General features: G+C 68.9%; 16 protein-coding genes and 1 tRNA gene. 6 read left to right on the plus strand and 11 right to left on the minus strand.

Annotation, left to right across the window (positions count from 1 at the left end):
* The first annotated feature begins 35 nt into the window (after positions 1 to 35).
* Positions 36 to 647 carry a peptide-methionine (S)-S-oxide reductase MsrA gene (msrA, locus tag HD592_RS09065; protein WP_184453524.1) on the plus strand — a complete coding sequence of 204 codons (612 nt, stop codon included), beginning with the start codon at positions 36 to 38 and terminating at the stop codon, positions 645 to 647.
* A gap of 104 nt (positions 648 to 751) precedes the next feature.
* Here the strand turns inward: msrA and HD592_RS09070 are convergent, their stop codons facing one another.
* From HD592_RS09070 to nhaA, 3 genes are all read right to left on the minus strand, one after another.
* Positions 752 to 1,147, minus strand: coding sequence for an FKBP-type peptidyl-prolyl cis-trans isomerase (locus HD592_RS09070; protein ID WP_184453525.1), 396 nt, complete (start codon positions 1,145 to 1,147; stop codon positions 752 to 754).
* 38 nt (positions 1,148 to 1,185) lie between these two features.
* The gene (locus tag HD592_RS09075; protein WP_184453528.1) at positions 1,186 to 2,157 is read right to left on the minus strand and encodes a Bax inhibitor-1/YccA family membrane protein; all 972 of its coding nucleotides are present in this window, start codon (positions 2,155 to 2,157) and stop codon (positions 1,186 to 1,188) included.
* Positions 2,158 to 2,228: 71 nt separating this feature from the next.
* The gene (gene nhaA, locus HD592_RS09080; RefSeq protein WP_184453530.1) at positions 2,229 to 3,554 is read right to left on the minus strand and encodes a Na+/H+ antiporter NhaA; all 1,326 of its coding nucleotides are present in this window, start codon (positions 3,552 to 3,554) and stop codon (positions 2,229 to 2,231) included.
* 252 nt (positions 3,555 to 3,806) lie between these two features.
* On the opposite strand from nhaA, the gene HD592_RS09085 reads away from it, so the two are divergent.
* Positions 3,807 to 3,879 (plus strand) — tRNA-Leu (locus HD592_RS09085).
* Between the two features lie 122 nt (positions 3,880 to 4,001).
* Here HD592_RS09085 and HD592_RS09090 read toward each other — a convergent pair.
* The 5 genes from HD592_RS09090 to HD592_RS09110 form a co-directional block, all read right to left on the minus strand.
* Entirely contained in the window at positions 4,002 to 4,982 is a 981-nt protein-coding gene (locus HD592_RS09090; RefSeq protein ID WP_184453532.1) for a Ppx/GppA phosphatase family protein, read from the minus strand.
* A 34-nt stretch (positions 4,983 to 5,016) separates the two neighbouring features.
* The gene (locus HD592_RS09095) at positions 5,017 to 5,526 is read right to left on the minus strand and encodes a DUF501 domain-containing protein (RefSeq protein ID WP_184453534.1); all 510 of its coding nucleotides are present in this window, start codon (positions 5,524 to 5,526) and stop codon (positions 5,017 to 5,019) included.
* 68 nt (positions 5,527 to 5,594) lie between these two features.
* Positions 5,595 to 6,401 (minus strand): FtsB family cell division protein, encoded by an 807-nt coding sequence (locus HD592_RS09100; RefSeq protein ID WP_184453536.1) that lies wholly within the window; start codon positions 6,399 to 6,401, stop codon positions 5,595 to 5,597.
* Between the two features lie 230 nt (positions 6,402 to 6,631).
* A complete protein-coding gene (gene eno, locus HD592_RS09105) occupies positions 6,632 to 7,912 on the minus strand; it encodes a phosphopyruvate hydratase (RefSeq protein WP_184453538.1) in 1,281 nt (426 codons plus the stop codon).
* Between the two features lie 249 nt (positions 7,913 to 8,161).
* The gene (locus HD592_RS09110) at positions 8,162 to 8,734 is read right to left on the minus strand and encodes a hypothetical protein (RefSeq protein ID WP_184453539.1); all 573 of its coding nucleotides are present in this window, start codon (positions 8,732 to 8,734) and stop codon (positions 8,162 to 8,164) included.
* A gap of 605 nt (positions 8,735 to 9,339) precedes the next feature.
* On the opposite strand from HD592_RS09110, the gene HD592_RS09115 reads away from it, so the two are divergent.
* From HD592_RS09115 to HD592_RS09130, 4 genes are read left to right on the plus strand one after another with little or no spacing between them, the layout of a single operon-like run.
* On the plus strand, positions 9,340 to 9,756 hold the full coding sequence (locus HD592_RS09115) for a hypothetical protein (RefSeq protein WP_184453541.1): 417 nt from the start codon (positions 9,340 to 9,342) through the stop codon (positions 9,754 to 9,756).
* Positions 9,757 to 9,758: 2 nt separating this feature from the next.
* The gene (locus HD592_RS09120) at positions 9,759 to 10,880 is read left to right on the plus strand and encodes a peptidoglycan-binding protein (RefSeq protein WP_184453543.1); all 1,122 of its coding nucleotides are present in this window, start codon (positions 9,759 to 9,761) and stop codon (positions 10,878 to 10,880) included.
* Between the two features lie 5 nt (positions 10,881 to 10,885).
* A complete protein-coding gene (locus HD592_RS09125; protein ID WP_184454604.1) occupies positions 10,886 to 11,539 on the plus strand; it encodes an ABC transporter ATP-binding protein in 654 nt (217 codons plus the stop codon).
* Positions 11,536 to 12,645, plus strand: a complete 1,110-nt coding sequence (locus HD592_RS09130; protein ID WP_184453546.1) for an ABC transporter permease — start codon at positions 11,536 to 11,538, stop codon at positions 12,643 to 12,645. The genes HD592_RS09125 and HD592_RS09130 overlap by 4 nt, the downstream gene beginning before the upstream one ends.
* Before the next feature lie 43 nt (positions 12,646 to 12,688).
* On the opposite strand, the gene mfd is transcribed toward HD592_RS09130, so the two are convergent.
* The 3 genes from mfd to galK form a co-directional block, all read right to left on the minus strand.
* Positions 12,689 to 16,285, minus strand: a complete 3,597-nt coding sequence (gene mfd, locus HD592_RS09135) for a transcription-repair coupling factor (RefSeq protein WP_184453548.1) — start codon at positions 16,283 to 16,285, stop codon at positions 12,689 to 12,691.
* A 3-nt stretch (positions 16,286 to 16,288) separates the two neighbouring features.
* Positions 16,289 to 16,900 (minus strand): aminoacyl-tRNA hydrolase, encoded by a 612-nt coding sequence (pth, locus tag HD592_RS09140; protein WP_184453549.1) that lies wholly within the window; start codon positions 16,898 to 16,900, stop codon positions 16,289 to 16,291.
* A gap of 138 nt (positions 16,901 to 17,038) precedes the next feature.
* Complete coding sequence (gene galK, locus HD592_RS09145) at positions 17,039 to 18,277, minus strand: galactokinase (RefSeq protein ID WP_184453551.1); 1,239 nt, start codon at positions 18,275 to 18,277, stop codon at positions 17,039 to 17,041.
* Between the last annotated feature and the right edge of the window lie 103 nt (positions 18,278 to 18,380).

Here is an 18,380-nt window from a genome sequence, read left to right on the forward strand (position 1 = left end):
GTGCGCGCTCAACGGATGAGTGCTTCGATGGGCTCATGGATTCACGCATCTTCGGACTCGGCGGCTCCGCCTCCTTCCTGCCCGCTCCCCCGGCGCTCACGGCCCCGATCGACCATGAACCCGGCGAGGGCGAAGAGGTCCTGTACCTCGCCGCGGGCTGCTTCTGGGGAGTCGATAAGGCCTTCTGGAATGCTCCCGGCGTCGTCGCAACCGCGACCGGCTACATGGGGGGTCACCTCGACAACCCGAGCTACGAGCAGGTCTGCACCTCCACGACCGGCCACGCCGAAACGGTCCGGGTCGTCTATTCGACCGCGCAGACCTCCGCCGCGCAGCTCATCGCGCGCTTCTTCGAGATCCACGACCCGACTCAGGTCGATCGTCAGGGCAACGACCTCGGCCCCCAGTACCGCGGCGCGATCTGGACTTCGACGCCCGAGCAGCTCGACGTGGCCCTTCGCGCCCGCGAGGCCTACCAGGGCGCCCTCGACGCGAAGGGCTTCGGCGCGATCGCGACGCAGGTCGCTCCCGCTGATGAGGCGGGCCCCTTCTGGTACGCCGAGGAGTACCACCAGAAGTACCTCCACAAGAACCCCAACGGCTACGAGTGCCACGCCAGGACCGGAGTGCCCTGCCCGATCGTCTGAGCGCAAGGGCGCGTGCGGGGGGGGCGGGGTCCGACCGATCGGTCGGACCCCGCCCCCCTCTTGTTCAGTCCAGCGGTTCAGCCCTCGTCCCGAGGGCCGCGCGCTCAGGCGACGCCGAGGATGTCGGTGACGAAGACCAGGGTGTCGCCGCCGCCGATCCCCGCCTGGGGGACGCCGCGGGCGCCGTACCCGTACTCCGGCGGGATCGACAGGAGGACGCGCGAACCGACGCGCTGTCCGACCAGACCGTCATCCCACCCCCGGATCACCATGCCGACACCGATCTGGAAGGACAGCGCCTGGCGGCGGTCGTAGGAGTTGTCGAAGACCCCTCCGCCGAAGACCTGACCGAGGTAGTGGCAGTGAATGGTGTCGCCCGGCTCGACGACCTGGCCGTCGCCCTCCTTGAGGATCTCGATGAGGAGCTCGTCGGAGGGCGTGTTCTCAAATGCGAGAGCCGGCTTATCGCCGAATTCTCCTGTGACCGTGATGTTCTCCATGGGTCTCCTCAATGGGTCGATGGGTCGAGGGCTCGGATTCAGTTGTCGCGGAGGATGGCGAGGAGTCGCAGGATCTCGAGGTACATCCACACGACGGTCACGAGGATCCCGAAGGTGCACACCCACGCGTACTTCGCGGGAACGCCCCGCTGCACGCCGACCTTCACCTGGTCGAAGTCCTGAATGAGGCTGAAGGCCCCGATGAGGACGGCGAGCAGGCCGACGGCCAGTCCCAGCGGGACGCCCATGATCGTCATCGAATCGAAGCCGGAGGAGATCACGCCCGTGAAGGTGAGGATCATCGAGAGGATCCTGTACACGAGGATGCCGACGAGGCCGATGAGCGTGAACTTCATGAGCTTCGAGGAATTGCGGACCTTCCCGGACGCGAACAGCGCGAGGGTCACGGTGAACACGGCCGCGGTCGCCAGGAGCGCCTGGATGACGATGCCCGGATAGGTGTTCTCGAAGACGGCGCTCAAACCGCCCAGTGCGAGGCCTTCGAATGCCGCGTAGGCGAGGACGAGGGCAGGGCGGATCGTCTTCGAGAAGGAATTCACCATCGCGAGGACGAATCCGCCGATGACCCCGGCCAGGACGAGCATGAAGCCGACGCCGGGGGCGGTGACGACGGCCGTCCAGGAGACCAGCGCGCCGACCAGGAGGACGGCGAGCGAGATCCCGGACTTCACGATGACGTCGTCATAGGTCATCCGACCGCGATCGACGGCGTCGGCCGCCGGGGAGGCGAAGGTCTGCTCCATGTGGGGGAAGGCGTCGTCGGCCGTCGACTGGCCCTGGTAGCCACCCGTCGCACCCGGGTAAGAGCCCGGGGCGTTCCAAGTCTGTGCGGGCGCCGAGGATGATCCGGCCTGATCCGGATACGTCGAAGCGGGGGCGGACGCGGAATGCCCTCCCGGCGTGTAGCCGGGCATGGTCGGGTATCCGTTGGGCGTGAAACGCTGCGTCGCCCATTCTTTTTCAAGCTTGCTGAAGACGGGGTTGGACACGGGGTCTCCTCATTTCGTTGTCGATACCTGATCTATTGTCCCATGCGCCATCGGCCTCGGCTCGGCGAGAATCAGCCGCGCGCCGCGCCCCGGCGCCTGCTGCGCCGCAGGATCCTCTTCGGGTGCGAAGCCGCATCGCCGCGCGCCTTGACCCGCAGGCGGGCCTTCAGTGCGAGGGCCGCCAGGATCGCCGAGGCGAAGGTCCCCAGGATGACGCCGAAACGGGCGTGGAAGACCGCGACCTCGTCGGTGAAGGCCAAGCCGCCGATGAGCATCGCCACGGTGAAACCGATGCCCGCGAGCAGTGCCATCGCCGCAACGTCCGGCAGATCCACTCCGTGACCGAGTCGCAGCTTCGTCAAGCGCGTGAGGATCGCGACCGAGCCCCAGATGCCCGCCAGTTTGCCCAGGGGCAGTGCGATCGCGATGCCGAAGGTCACCGGATCCGACAGGGCTCCGAGAACACCGCCCTCGGCCCCCAGCACCGGAACGCCGGCGGCGAAGAAAGCGAAGACCGGCAGGGCGAGGCCCGCCGACCAGGGCCCCACCGCATGGGCGAAGTCGTGGGTCATCTGCCCTGCGCGCGTGCGCTTGGCCGGGACCACCAGGCCCAGGGCGACGCCCGCGATCGTCGCGTGCACCCCCGAGTTCGCCATGAGCGCCCACGCCGCGACGCCGAGCGGGATGAGCAGCCAGGGGCTGCGCACGCTCCGTCGGGTCGCGAGGGCGAAAACGGCGATGACCAGGAGGGACGCGCCGAGGGCGAGGAAGTTCAAGCCGGACGAGAAGAACACGGCGATGACGATGATCGCCAACAGGTCATCGACCACCGCGAGCGTCAACAAGAAGGTGCGGGCCGCCGGCGGCAGCCCTTTGCCGAAGATCGACAGGATCGCGACCGCGAAAGCGATGTCGGTGGCCGTCGGAACGGCCCAGCCGCTCCACGCCGAGGAGCCGAAGGCGGCCTGAATGGCCGTGTAGACGAGCGCAGGCCCGACCATGCCGAAGGCCGCGGCGATCATCGGCAGCGCGGCTTCCTTCATGTCCCGCAGGGCTCCCGTCACGAACTCCGTCTTCAGTTCCAGACCGACGACGAAGAAGAAGATCGTGAGCAGCCCGTCGGCGGCCCACTCGTGCACCGACAGGTCCAGGCCGATCGCGGAAGGCCCGAAATGGGCGTGAGAGAGGGTCTCGTAGGCGTGAGCCAGGGGCGAATTCGAGACCAGGAGGGCGATCATCGCGATCGCGATGACGAGGAGTCCCGCCCGCGTCTCATCGGCGAGGAAGGCGAGAAGATGATCCCGAGCCCTTCCGATCGAGGATGCCGCAGCCCCCCTCTTCCGCGGGGCGGGTGATGAGGCGTGCACGGGCTTCCCGTGGTCGTTCGCGGGGCTCATATCGAAGAGATCCTTCCGTTCGCGGCTCGGACCAGTCTAACGGGAAGGGGCGGGAGGGGCCCGGGAGGCCCTCGAGAGGAGGCGCCCCGGGCCGAGGCGAACGCCTCTCGAACGGCGGGAGCGACGAGGGGGCAGTCGGGCCGGCAGGACCGCTGAGGCCGGCACTGCCGACGAGACAGGCGATGCCGGCGATGCCGGCGGGAGCGGCGAAGGGCTACAGTGGGGGCCCGTGCGCGGTCGATCCGGCCCGCCGCCCCCGTAGCCCAACGGCAGAGGCATCCGACTTAAAATCGGCTCAGTGTCGGTTCGAATCCGACCGGGGGCACTTGAGGACGCGACCGGACGATCGGCGCGCGCCCGAACGGGCTCCGAGCGAGCCTCGGGCAGCGGTTACCGCCGGCATCGGGCGCCGTGCGGACCCGATGAGCCCCGCCCGGCCCGCCCGGGTCAGACGCGATCGGCGGCGATCGACATGGCGATGCCGTCGAGGATGTCGTGCTCCGAGGTGCAGGCGCTCGTGATCCGCGTGCCGCGCGTCGCGGCGCGCTCGACCACGCGGTGCACGATCCTCGACCAGATCAGGGCCCCGGCGGCGATGACGTCTTGACGGCCGTCGGGCATGAATCCGAGGGCGGCCTTCACCGCGACCGGCTGATCGATCATGAAGCGCACGGCCTCGTCGATCTGGGCCAGGTCGAGACGCGCCCCGTGGATCTTCTCGGGCTGGTACGTCGACAATCCGAGGGCCTGCGCCGTCAGGGTCGTCACCGTACCGGCGACGCCGACGAGGGTCGCCACACGGTCCAGATCGACCACCCTTTCGGCGTTGTCGAGCTGCTCATCGATCCAGGCGGCGGCTCGCTCCTCCTCTTCGGCGGGGATCCCCTGCTCGGGGGGGCACCGGGCGAAGAATTTCTCGGTCACGCGCACGGCCCCCATGTCGACCGAGATCGCCTGACGCACCTTCGAGTCGCCGAGGACCAGCTCCGTCGAACCGCCGCCGATGTCCACGACGAGCATCGGGACGGGCTCGCCCGCCCCCAGCGCCGACACGGCGCCGGAGAAGGACAGCGCGGCCTCCTCGGTGCCCTCGACGACCTCGGGCTCGATGCCGAGCACGGCGCGAACGGCATCGACGAACTCCTGGCGGTTCTTAGCGTCCCTCGTCGCCGAGGTCGCCACGAAACGCACCGCGGTGGCGCCCAGACGATGGATCATGCGCTCGTACTCGACGACGGCATCGATCGTCCGATCGATCGCGGCCGGGTCGAGGCGCCCGCTCCGATCGACCCCCTGCCCGAGGCGGACGATGCGCATCTGGCGGGTGAGGTCCGTGAGCCCGAGGGACCCGTCCTCCCGCCTATGCGCGTCCGCGACGAGGAGTCGGATGGAGTTCGTTCCGCAATCGATGCCAGCTACACGAGTCACCGGAAGATTCTCCCACACGCCGGCAGTCGGCAGTTCAGCACGAACAGCGCGCCCTGCTCCACATTCCGCGTTCCTCCATCACTTCCAGGGCCCGATCCGCGATGGGATTCACTCCGGGGCCCGCCGCAAGCGCGTGACCGACGAGGGCGTGCAGGCACTTCACGCGCTCAGGCATTCCGCCCGCGGACACCCCCGCGATCTCTTCGACCTCGCCGAGGAGATCCCGGCGCGCGATGTAGTCGTGATGCGCCTGCGCATACCGCGCCCGCACCCCCTCGTCCTCGGCGAGCAGGGCGTTGTACTCCTCCATGACGTGCTCGGCCTCCAGCGTCGAACACGCCTTCACGATCGGGGGGCAGGTCAGGTAGAAGGTCGTCGGGAAGGGGCTGCCGTCCTCCAGGCGCGGAGCCGTCATCACGACGGTCGGACGACCGCAGACGCAGCGCGCGGCGATCCCCACGACGCCCCTCGGCACTCGGCCGAGCTGTTCGCGCAGGACCTCGAGGTCCTCTTCCGTTGCCGGATCGACGGGAGCGGTGCTCACTGGAGCCTCCTTCGCTTCGAGCAGCCCGGTTCAACGAGGCCTGACCCTTGCTGCGACGTGAGTGCGGACTACCCCGATCCGTCCGACTGACCCGCATCCGCACCCGGAACGGGGGTCGACTCGCGCGGCGAATCGGCTTCTTTGAGGAGGATACCGACCACCTGCACCCACGGGCGAGTCGGCCCCTGCGCCTGCGCCGCCGCGATCTGGGCCTCGTCCTGATAGTCCTCGCCCGGATCGACGACTGTGAACTGGGTTTCGCCCGGCTTCACGTACCCCAGCCGTTCACGGGCCTGGGAGGCGATGTAGTCCGGGTTCTGCCACAGGTCGAGCTCCTGCTTCATCTCGTCATTGCGCTCCTGGGCCGCCTGCACGCGCGCCGTGATGTCGCGCAGTTCTTGCTCCTGGCGCCACCATGCGTACAGGTTCGGAACGAGGAGGACGGCGAGGACGCCCGCGAGGAGTATCACCGACAGGAGGCGCGTCGAGATCTCCAGGCCGCCGACCACGAAGGTGCGCCCATCGCGGACCCGCGACGCGCGCCCCTGCTCACGCGCCGAGTCCCGGCGCTCCCTCTGATCCCGATTCTTCGGCTGGCGCGGCCCGGTCGTCGCACGCGCGCGCGTCTGGCGGGCACGGCGATTCGAGGCGAAGGAACGGCTGGACGAGGGCGTGCGGCCCGAAGCGGCCGAGCGCTTCGACGATGACGACTCCGCATTTCCCGCGGGCTCCCCGCCCGAGGCACGAGCGCCGCCGGACAAGCCCCCGCGCCGCGACGAAGCGGTGCGCCCGGCCGCAGCGGGTCGAGCATTGTCGCTCTGACCCGCGGGTCGTCTCGGGGCGTGCGGACGCCCGTTGCGCGGTGAAGAAGCCATGGGACCATGGTGCCCCACGCGCGCCCTCGCGTCGCATCGGAGCCCCGGCGCGCCCCGAGCAGTCGCGAGGCGCACACGCACGGGCCCGGGGTCCGGGCCGCTCCCGCTTCACCGGGTCGGGCGGTCGGCGCGCGGCCCCGCCGCGCCCCCGGGCGGAAAGGGCCGGAGCCCCGGACCGTGATGGTCCGGGGCTCCGGGTTGCGTCAGGCGGAGGCGTCCCGCCCCGCGTCTCAGAAGGAGAAGCGCGGGAAGGAGGAACGACCCGCGTAGACCGCGGCATCGCCGAGCTCCTCCTCGATGCGGAGGAGCTGGTTGTACTTCGCGACGCGCTCGGAACGGGCCGGGGCGCCGGTCTTGATCTGGCCGGAGTTGGTCGCGACCGCGAGGTCGGCGATCGTCGTGTCTTCGGTCTCGCCGGAGCGGTGCGAGGTCATCGAACGGTAGCCGTTGCGGTGCGCCTCTTCGACGGCGTCGAGGGTCTCGGTGAGCGAACCGATCTGATTCACCTTCACGAGGAGGGCGTTCGCGGCGCCGAGCTCGATGCCCTTGCGCAGGCGGGCCGGGTTGGTGACGAAGAGGTCGTCGCCGACGAGCTGGACGCGGCCGCCGATCTTCGCGGTGAGCGACTTCCAGGCGTCCCATTCGTCCTCGGAGAGCGGGTCCTCGATGGAGACGAGCGGGTAGTTCGAGATGAGCTTCTCGTAGTAGTCGACCATGTACTCGGTCGGGCGGCCCTCGCCCTCGAACTGGTAGAGGCCGTCCTTGAAGAACTCGGTCGAGGCGACGTCGAGCGCGAGCGCGACATCCTGGCCGGGCTTGAAGCCGGCCTTCTCGATGGCCTCGATGATGAGGTCGAGCGCAGCGGCGTTCGAATCGAGGTTCGGGGCGAAGCCGCCCTCGTCGCCCAGGCCGGTGGAGAGGCCGCGATCCTTGATGACGGCCTTGAGGGTGTGGTACACCTCGGCGCCCCAGCGGAGCGCATCGCGGAAGGTCGGCGCGCCGAGGGGGGCGATCATGAACTCCTGGATGTCGACGTTGGTGTCCGCGTGGGAGCCGCCGTTGAGGATGTTCATCATCGGGACCGGAAGGATGTGCGCGTTCGGTCCGCCGAGGTAGTGGTAGAGCGGGAGGCCGGCCGAGTCGGCGGCGGCGCGCGCGACGGCGAGGGAGACGCCGAGGATGGCGTTCGCGCCGAGGCGGCCCTTGTTGTCGGTGCCGTCGAGGTCGATCATGGCCTGATCGATGGCGCGCTGGTCCGAGGCGTCCTCGTCGATGAGCTCGGGGGCGATGACGTCGGTCACCGCGTCGACGGCGTCCTGGACGCCCTTGCCGAGGTAGCGGCCCTTGTCGCCGTCACGGCGCTCAACGGCCTCGAAGGCGCCGGTGGAAGCGCCGGAGGGAACGGATGCACGCGAGAGGGTGCCGTCCTCGAGCATGACCTCGACCTCAACGGTCGGGTTACCGCGCGAGTCGAGAATCTCGCGAGCTCCAATTGCCTCAATCCTTGCCACGTCATTCTCCAATCGATCAATTTCGTGGACCTTGGTCGCTCCCAACGATAGTGCGTCGGCGGCGCGAGTCCTAGCCCAACTGCGAATCCTTGCAGCCCTTCAGCCGAGGGGCGCACAGGGATCCGCTCAGGCGCGACATTGGTCCCGGATGGGCCCCGGGCCGGTGGAGTGATGCATCACAGCCGCCCGATCGTCCTCGTCGACGAGGGCGGGGCGGATCCTTCGAACCCGGCGCCCGCCGGGCCACGCCTACTGGGGGAGGACGCCCTCGGCGCCTTCGGCGGCCGCGAGGTCCGACAGTTCGACGACATCGCCGAACCTGGGCGGAACAGCGGTCCCATCGGGCAGGGCGCTCCCGTAGCGCGGATTGATCTCGACCTGCTGGGAGGCGGCGATCTCCTGGAACTTCTGCTGAGCCTCCGCGACGGTCTGCTCATCGAGGGCGCCGATCTGCGAATTGATGACCGTGTAGCGCAGGATCTCGGTCAGCACCTTGCCGATCCCGTCCTCGGGGGCCACGACCTTGCCGGAGGCCACGAGGCCGTCGAGGTGGGCCTGGACCTCTTCATCTCCCGCTGCGAGATCGAGCTCGTCGGCGAGCTCGGTGAGCTTGAGGGCATTGGGGACCATACGGACCACCGTCGAGCGGTCGAGGGTCTTACCGGTGAGCGCCGCGTAGTCCTCGACTCCGCGGGTGATGTCCGCTTCCGAGTAGGCGACCCCGTTGACACTGACTGCGGTGCCGGGCTGGGCGGTGCAGGCCCCCAGTCCGAGCACGCCGATCGACGCGGCGGCGATCAATGCCGCGGTCTTGACTCTCACAACCATGTCCTTCCTGACGGTGGCCCCGCTTGACCGCGGCCAGTGTAGACCAGACGGCTGTGAATCCTCGAAGACCTCACCGACACCCGCTCAACACTCGTCTCCCCTCACGCCCCGCCAGCGGCATCCGCACCTCGACCATCCGAATTGAGAGGTTTCGAAACCAAATCGAAACCGAGGAAGGTGTCGACCGTCACAAGCGAAGACGATAGCCTCTCCTCCGTCGGAGACACCGACGCATCCGCCACGTACTTAAACGGGAGGTTCAGCAATGAGGACACTGAAGTCCCGCTCGCAAGGGCTTCGCGCCTGGTGGGAAGGGTGATCCTTCAATTCCCGGTGGATGCGGGCGGAGTCGGAGGAGGGACTGACTCGTGAAACAACCGTTTGCAGTCGCGGTCTCAGCACTCTGCTTGGCGACGGTCCTCGGGGCGTGTTCTTCACCGGAGACCCACTCGCCTCCCCTCACCCGCTACAGCCCCGAATCATCAGAATCAAGCGGGGCTTCAGCCTCAATGGGCGAGGCAGAAGATGTCGATTTGTCCGTTTTCGACTCGGCGGGAAGCCTTCCGCCCGCCGCGAACGACAATGAATTCAATCGGCAGGTGACGGAGTGGAACACCGCATTCGCCTCCTGCCTCAACGACCGCGGGTGGACCGAGATCGCAGTCACCGCCCCCGACACGCCGAATGTCGCCCTCGACCTCGCCGGGATCGACGGCCAATTCTCCGCCTTCAACGCTGATGCCAGAGAATGCGCGCATGCCGTGGGGCCCAGCCCGACGAGCCCGCCGCTGACAGCGGAATACGCAGCGGCGAAGTACGCCGACCGATTGCGGCTGAAGACCTGCTTGGAAGCCGAGGACTACGCGATCTCGGACCCGCCGACGCAGGAATCCTTCACTGATGACCTTCTCAACGGGCGCCCGACCTGGGACCCCCTCCGGGATGTCGGCGAAGGACATTCGGGCGGCGAATACCGGTCCTTCGAAGAGCTGTACGGCATCTGCCCGTGGGAGTGAGCATGTCCGCCGTCCGCCGTCTCCCCCGTTTTCTCGCCGCCGGGCTCGCCCTCCTGTGCTTCGGAGCGCTCGGCGGGTGGTCGCTGCACGTCCTCCTCGCTCCCCCGACTCCGAGCGAAACGCCCTCCCCCTATGCGATCGTCACCGCAGAGACGGGGACACTCGGCCGCATGCTCACCCTCAACGCCTCGGCTGAGCGAACAAGCGGGACGACCCTGCCGACCCAGCTCGAAGGCACGCTGACCTCGCTCGACGCAGCCGAGGGGGAGCCCAAGCAGATCGGCGACCTCCTCTACACGGTCGACATGAACCCCGTCGTCCTCGCTCACGGCGAGGTCCCCGCCTACAGGGAACTCGCCGAGGGGATGAGGGGCCCCGACGTCGCTCAGCTCCAAGGATTCCTCAATACGATCGGCGGCTACGGCCTCGCCGAGGACGGGAACTTCGGAGCGCAGACGAGGAATGCCGTTCTCGACTGGAACATGGGGCTCGGCTTCGCAAACGAGGCGAGCGTCCCCCTCGGGCGCCTCCTCTTCACCTCGCATGTGCCGACGGCCCTGACTTGGGCGGAAGGCGTCGATATCGGAATGCCCGTCCGCGTCGGAGACGCGATCGCGAAGACGCTCCAATCCGAGCCGCGCTTCACGATGACGATCCCGAGCGGGCAGCTCTCCATCATCTCCGCGGGAATGCCCGCCTCAATCGCGATGGGATCGAGCATCTGGGCCGCACGCATCGGTCCGATCACGATCGACGAGGAAACCTCAGAGGCGAAAGCCCAGCTCGTCCCCGTCGAAGGCGCGGATTCGATCTGCGGCGACGAATGCGCACTCATCGGGGTCGAAGGCGCGAAAGGACTCCCGACGTCGATCACCGTCGTCCCCGAGATCACCGGCGTGATCGTGCCGACTGCGGCTCTTCGCGTCGACGCCGACGCGAAGACGGTGCTCATCTCCGAGGACGGGACCCTGCTCCCCGTCGAGGTCCTCACAAGCACGCAGGGCCGATCCGTCGTCTCCGGGATCGACGAGGGCACTCGCGTGAGGGTTCTCGCCGACGAAGGAGGCGCGGCTTCGCCCGGCGACGAACCCGCGTCTGACGATTCCTCCTCATCGGCGCGGTGAGAACGATGCCGCTCCTTGAAGCGCGGAGGGTCGCCTTCGCCTACCCGCGCACCCCGGCTCCCGTCGTCGACGCGTGGTCCGATTCCTTCGAATCCGGCTCGCTCACCGCGATCACAGGAGGCTCCGGGACGGGCAAGTCGACGAGGCTCTTCCTCCTCGCGACCCTCCTGCGCCCGGATTCCGGCGAGATCGTCTTCGAGGGGACGAGGATCGACGCGCTCACAGACTCCGCCCGTTCGCGCTTCCGCGCGGAGAGATGCGGATTCATCTTCCAGGACGCCGCGCTCGACCCGACGCGTTCCGTCCTCGACAACATCACGGAATCCGCTCTCTACCGCGGACAGTCCCGTCGCGAGGCCGAAACACGCGCCCGAGAACTCCTTGACGCCGTCGGACTCGATCTTCCGGCGCATCGGCGCCCCGGAGAGCTTTCGGGCGGGCAGGCGCAGAGGATCGCACTGTGCCGCGCACTCGTGAGTGATCCGACTGTGATCTTCGCCGACGAGCCGACGGGCAACCTCGACTCCCGCACGGGCGGACTCGTCATGGAGATCCTCGCCGAGAGGGCCCGCGAAGGAGCGCTCGTCATCGTCGTCACCCACGATGCGCCGATCGCCGCCCTCGCCGATCGGCGCATCGATATCGGGGAGGGCGAATGACCTCCCCGCTCCCCCTGCTGAGAGAGATCCGCGCGAGTGCGCTCGCCCAGCGCCTTGCCTCCCTCGTCGTCGGACTCATCATGGCGATCGCCACGGCTTCAGTCATCGCGACCGCCGGCTACGCCGCGGGACGCCAGCAGCAGATCCTCTCGACGATCGACGACATGGGCACGCGATCCCTCACCATCCGCACCGCCCAATCCGACTCCCCGCTCACGTTAGGACTCGCAAACGCACTCGCCGGATACGACATCGTCGCTCAGACCACGGCCTTCTCCGAGGTCTTCGACGTGTCGGCCCGCACCGACTCCGGGGCGCCTCGTGTCAGCGCACGGCGCGTCTACGGGCGTTGGGCGACCGAACGAGAGGATCGGCTCGACAAGTCCCATCCGCCCGTCCCCGTCAGGGCGATCGCCTCTCCCGGCGTCCTCGACCGACTCGGACTCGCACCCTCGGGCGGAGCGGTGCGCACCATCGATGACGGCCCGGAATTCCAAGTCGTCGCAGAAGAAGCACTCCCGGAGTTCCTCGACGACTACGTCCCGACGATCCTCATCCCGACTCGCGCCGATCCCACCACACCGGTCGCATCGATCCTCATCGTCGCGGACTCCGCAGCGAATCTCCCCTTCGTTGAACGACTCGTCATCGATCATCTGTCGGGGATCCCCTCCTCGACCTACACCCTCGCTTCTTCGCAGCAGTTCGCCGCGCTTCGCACCGCCCTCGACGGTTCGCTCACTTCTTCGAACCGGACTCTCATCCTCGCGACGCTCACGATCGCAGCAGTCTCAGCGATGATCGTCGTCTGGGGGACGGTCCTCATGCGCCGCAAGGACTTCGGGCGCCGACGAGCCCTCGGGGCGACACGGACGACCATCCTCGTCCTCACCATCGGCCAGGTCGCACTCGCCTCCATCGTCGGAGCATTCCTCGGCACGGGAGCAGGGCTCGTCCTGCTCCTCGCACGCGGCGCGCCCCTTCCCGGAGGAGCCTTCGTCTGCGCAGGCGCCTCGGCCCTCGTCCTCAGCTCCTGCACCTTGGCGGTCCTCCCTGCGGCGTGGGCGTCTGCCCGCGATCCCCTCCACGAACTGCGAGTGCCCTAGCACGAAGCAGAACCGGGAATCGAGCTCCCGGCACGCAGCCGCGCTACCGCTCAAAAGGCGTGAGCACCTTGGTGACGAGGACCTCGAGCCATTCGAGGAAGGACTCGTCCGTGAGCGGATCGCCGCCCATGCGCTTGGTCATCGGCACGGGCACGAGGAGCTGACGGACCGCCGCCTTGATGACGGTGCCGGGATGCAGCCGTTTGAGCCGCAGGACCTGCGATTCGCGCAGTTCGATCGGATTCACGCGCAGGTACTTCCCCTGGAGGACCGCTTCCTCCAGTCCGCGCGACCGCAGGAGCTCCCTCATCCTCGCGACCGCGAAGAGCAACTCGACCTGACGCGGGATCGGACCGTAACGGTCGGCGAGCTCGTCGCGCAGATCAGCCTCCTGCTCGGCGGTGGCCACGGCCGCGATCTTCCCGTACACCTCCAGGCGCAGACGCTCCCCCGGCACGTAGGACTCGGGGATATGGGCGTCGACCGGGATGTCCAGCCTCAGGGCGGGCTTGACCTCGGGGACCTCGCCCTTGAACATGGCGACCGCGTCGGCGACCATCCGCACGTACAGGTCGAAGCCCACGCCCTCGATGTGCCCCGACTGGGCGCCGCCCAGCAGGTTGCCCGCACCCCGGATCTCCAAGTCCTTCTGCGCGACCGCGAGCCCCGCGCCCAGATCCGTATTCGCCGCGATCGTCTTCAAGCGCTCGTGCGCGGTCTCCGTGAGCGTCTTATCGCCCGGGTAGAAGAAGTAGGCGTAGGCGCGCTCGCGCCCTCGGCCCACGCGGCCCCGCAACTGGTGGAGCTGGGAGAGGCCGAAGACGTCCGCCCGGTCCACGATCAGCGTGTTCGCGTTCGAGATGTCCAGGCCCGTCTCCACGATCGTCGTGCAGACGAGGACGTCGAACTCGTGATTCCAGAAATCGACGATCACCTCCTCGAGCTGGTGCTCGGAGAGCTTGCCGTGCGCGACGCGGATCCTCGCCTCGGGGACGAGCTCCTGAACATGGGCGGCCACCGAAGTGATCGAATCGACCCGGTTGTGAACGAAGAAGACCTGGCCGTCTCGCAGGAGCTCGCGCCGGATCGCAGCGCTCACCTGCTGATCCGTATAGGAGCCGACGAAAGTGAGGACGGGCTGGCGCTCCTCCGGCGGCGTCTGGAGGATCGACATCTCGCGGATGCCCGACACCGCCATCTCCAGCGTGCGCGGGATCGGCGTCGCCGACATCGACAAGACGTCGACGTCCGTGCGCAGCGCCTTGAGGGTCTCCTTGTGCTCGACGCCGAAGCGCTGCTCCTCGTCGATGACGACGAGCCCGAGGTTCTTGAAGGACACGGTCCCGGTGAGCAGGGAGTGCGTGCCGATGACGAGGTCGATCTTGCCCGAAGCCAGGCCCGCCTTCACCTCCTCGGCCTCCTTCGCGCTCGAGAAGCGCGACAGGGACGCGATCGAAACGGGGAACCCGGCGTAGCGCTCCGTGAAGGTCTCGACATGCTGCTGGACGAGCAGGGTCGTCGGCACGAGGAGCGCCACCTGCGCCCCGTCCTGGATCGCCTTGAAAGCCGCCCGGACCGCGATCTCCGTCTTGCCGTAGCCCACATCGCCGGTGAGAAGACGATCCATCGGGACCGACTTCTCCATATCCGCCTTGACCTCATCGATCGTCACCAACTGGTCCGGTGTCTCCACGTAGGGGAAGGCGTCCTCGAGCTCGCGCTGCCAGGGCGTGTCCGGCCCGAATGCGCGGCCCTTGGTCGCCTGCCGGGCGGCGTAGAGGCGGATGAGCTCCTTGGCGACCTCGTTCACCGCCTTCTTCGCGCGCGCCTTCGTCTTCGCCCACTCGGCGCCGCCCATCTTCGTCAGCGCCGGCTGATCCGAACCCGTGTACTTCGAGATCTGGTCGAGGGAATCGGTCGGCACGTAGAGGCGGTCGCCCGGCTGCCCGCGCTTCGAGGGCGCGTACTCCAAGACGAGGTAGTCGCGGGTCACGGCCGAGTCGGCGCGCCCCACGGTCCGGGACACGAGCTCGACGAAACGGCCGATGCCGTGCTGATCGTGAACGATGTAGTCGCCCGGGTGCAGGGCCAGCGGGTCGATGCCCTTCTTGCGGCGCGAGGGCATCTTGCGCATGTCGCGCGTCGAGGCCCCCGCACGCCCGGTGAGATCGGACTCCGTGAGGATCGCGAGCTTGAGCTCGGGGGCGACGAAACCCGCTTCGGCCTGCGCAGTCGTGACGAGGATCGATCCCGCTTCGGGCGTTTGCCCGAGGTCTTCGACGAAGGCGGCGTGCAGGCCCGATTCGGCGAGGATCGTCCGAATGCGCTTCGCGGGCCCGGGCCCCTCCGTCGCGACGACGATCGTCCAGCGCGCATCCGCGAGGGCCTTGAGGTCGTGGCACGCCGCGGCGAAATCACCCCGGTAGGGGCGCACCTCGCGCATCCCCATGCGCATGAGCGTCGGCGATACGACGCTCGCCCGGGGCCCCGAGGGCGAAGCCCCGTCCTCGACGGACTCGTGCGCGTCCTCATCGATTCCGGCCAGTTCGGCCGGGGGCAGTTCCGTGAGCTCCCACCAGGGGCGGCCGCCCTCGGCGATCAGATCGTCGAGGTGGAGGAAGGAGGCGGCCGAGGCCTGAAGCGGGGTCGCTCCCCCGCCCGCGGCGACGGACCACGCCGCGGCGAGGAACTCCTCGGTCGTGGCCACGAGGTCGGCGGCGCGCGCACGGATGCGCTCCGGATCCGCGGCGAGGATCGGCGAATCCTTCGGAACGAGGTCGACGAGCCGCTCCATGCCCGAAGCGAGCAGCGGCGCGAGGGACTCGATTCCGGGCGCCGCGATGCCCTCGCTCGCCAGGGACAGCATCTCCGCCGCCCCGGGCAGGTCATCGGTGAGGTCGCGGGCGCGGGCGCGCACGGCGTCGGTGAGGAGCAGTTCGCGGCAGGCCGGGGCCCACAGCCCCTCCTCGAGGAGGCTGAGCGTGCGCTGGTCCTGCACGGAGAAGGCGCGGATCTCATCCACCTCGTCGTCCCACAGCTCCACGCGCACCGGGTGGGCCTCCTGCGGCGGGAAGACGTCGAGGATCCCTCCGCGCACGGACAGCTGCCCCCTCGATTCGACCATGTCGACCCGCTCATAGCCGAGGGCGGCCAGCCGGTGCGCGAGATCCTCGAGGTCGACGCGGTCCCCGGGATGCACACGCACGGGTTCGAGCTCTCCGAGCCCGCAGATCACCGGCTGGAGGAAGGCCCTGATCGGAACGACCAGGACCGAGATCGGACCCGCATGCTTGTCGCCTTCAACGGGGTGCGCCAGCCTGCGCAGGACCGCGATCCTGCGGGCCATGGTGTCGACCTGGGGCGAAAGGCGCTCGTGCGGCAGGGTCTCCCAGGCGGGCATCATCTCGACGCCGTCGATCCACGAGCGCAGGGCGTTCGTCAGACGCTCCGCATCGCGCCCCGTCGCCGTGAGGACGAGCGCGGGCCTCGCCTGCGCGCTGCGCGCGAGCGCGGCGATCGCGGGCGGGCGCGCCCCCTTGGGCATGACGAGGACCCCGGAGCGCCCCGAGGCGAGCGAGCCCGTCGCCCGGTCCAAGGCGGTGTCGGATTCGATGAGGCGGGCGAGTCCCGTGAGGATCATGATTCAGCGCCCCGAGTTCTTCGAGTGCAGGGCCTGCTGGGTCTGCGGGAAACCGCGGATGAGGACGTCCTCGACGACGTCGGCGGCCTCCTCGAAGGTCACGTCCCATTCGGGGCGCTCCTTCGCGGAGATCCTCGCCAGGACGTAGTCGGCCGGGTCCTGGCGGCCCGGCGGGCGCCCAATGCCGATACGCAGCCTGTGGTAGTCCTTCGTCCCGAGGACCTGCGAGATCGACTTGAGGCCGTTGTGGCCGCCCTCGCCGCCGCCGCGCTTGAGACGCAGTTCGTGCGCCGGCAGGTCGAGGTCGTCATGGACGACGAGGAGGTTCTCCGGGCCGATCTTGAGGAAGCTCATGAGGCGCCCCACCGGCCCGCCGCTCGTGTTCATGTACGACTCGCAGATCGCGAGGACCGCCCTCGGGCCCGGGAGGCCGCCGGGGAGCATCCCGAGGCGGACGTCGGCCGTTCGCGTGCCCGTGCGGTGGCGTGTGAACTGCGCCGAGGCGCGCCCGAGCAGCACATCGAGGGTGAGGTGACCGACGTTGTGCCGGGTCTGAGCGTATTCGGCGCCCGGGTTTCCGAGGCCCACGACGAGCCAGGGGGTCTGCGCATTCATACGCCCGATTCTGCCACCCGCATCGCCCTCGTTCCCCATCGGAGCGGGCGGGAAAGGTCACGCCCGCATCCCCTCGACGCGCATAAGTGATGCTTTCGACGGGGGCGGGCAGTGCTCCCGGCGGAGGGAGGCAGCGCCTCAGGCCTCCCGGCCCGCGGGGCCCTCGGGCACGGCGATCATGAAATGGGGCTCGGTGAAGCCCGCCCGCTCGAAGGCCCCGGCAACCGCTTCGGCGACCCGCGTTCCGCTCCCCGCATCGACGAGGGCGATCGCGCTCCCGCCGAAACCGCCGCCCGTCATCCGGGCGCCATGAGCCCCGGCCGCGAGCGCCGCTTCGACCGCGACGTCGAGTTCCGGACAGGTCACCTCGTAGTCATCGCGCAGCGACTCGTGGGAGTCCGTGAGCAGGGCTCCGGCCACGCCGAGGCGCTCGCCCTCGAGCGGCCCCTCCTTGAGGATCTCGACGAAGGCGCCCGTCCTCGCGATCTCGGAGACGACGTGGCGCACCCGCATCCGCAGGCGCTCCTCCTCCAAGGAGCCGAGGGCCGAATCGAGGTCGGAAACCTCGACGAGCAGGTCCACCCCGAGGATCCGCGCCGCCTCCTCGCAGTCGGCCCGCCGGGCCGCGTACTGGCCGTCGTTGAGGGAGTGCTTCGCCCGCGTGTCGATGACGAGGAGTTCCAGATCCTGCGCGGCCAGGTCGAAGGGGATGAGCGCGGTCGACATGTCGCGGCAGTCGAGCTCGAGGGCGTGCCCTCCCGCGCAGCGCAGCGAAGCCGTCTGATCGAGCCCGCCGGTGTTCGCGCCCGCGATCTCGTTCTCGGCGCGCCTGCACGCGTCGACGAGGATCTTGCGCCCCTCCTCGTTCGGCGCATCGGCGCCGCCGGCGAGTCCGAGCCCCGCGAGTTCGTCGAGGGCGACGGCCATCGAGCATTCGAGCGCGGCCGAGGAGGAGAGCCCCCCTCCCCTGGGCACGCAGTTCCACAGGGCGACGTCGAATCCGGGCAGGGGCCCGTATCCGGCCTGTTCGAGGGCCCAAGCGACCCCGACGAGGTAGGCCGCCCAATTCCTCACCTCGCCCTCGGACCCCCGGGGGGCGACACGATCGAGGTCGAGGACGTCGACCGCGTCGGCCGTCTGCGGCGAGACGAGGCGGACGAGCCGATCATCGCGAAGAGCGACGGCGACGTAGGCGCGGTGCGGGAGCGCGATCGGGAGGCAGGGCCCGCCGTTGTAGTCGACGTGCTCGCCGATGACGTTCACGCGGCCCGGAGCCGACCAGACCCCCGCGGGCTCGGCCCCGAAGGTCTGAACGAACAGTGCCCGCGCCTGAGCGGCGCCTTCCTCACGGGAAGCGGCCTCATTCCAGGTCACCACTTCACCACACCTCCTTCGGTCGAGCGGCGCCGCGAAGCTTCGCACTCGCCATTCCGGCTCATGAGCGCGGACGCCGCCTACGATAGTAGTGCAGGCCCGCCGC

Source organism: Schaalia hyovaginalis, from assembly GCF_014208035.1.
Lineage (GTDB): Bacteria > Actinomycetota > Actinomycetes > Actinomycetales > Actinomycetaceae > Pauljensenia > Pauljensenia hyovaginalis.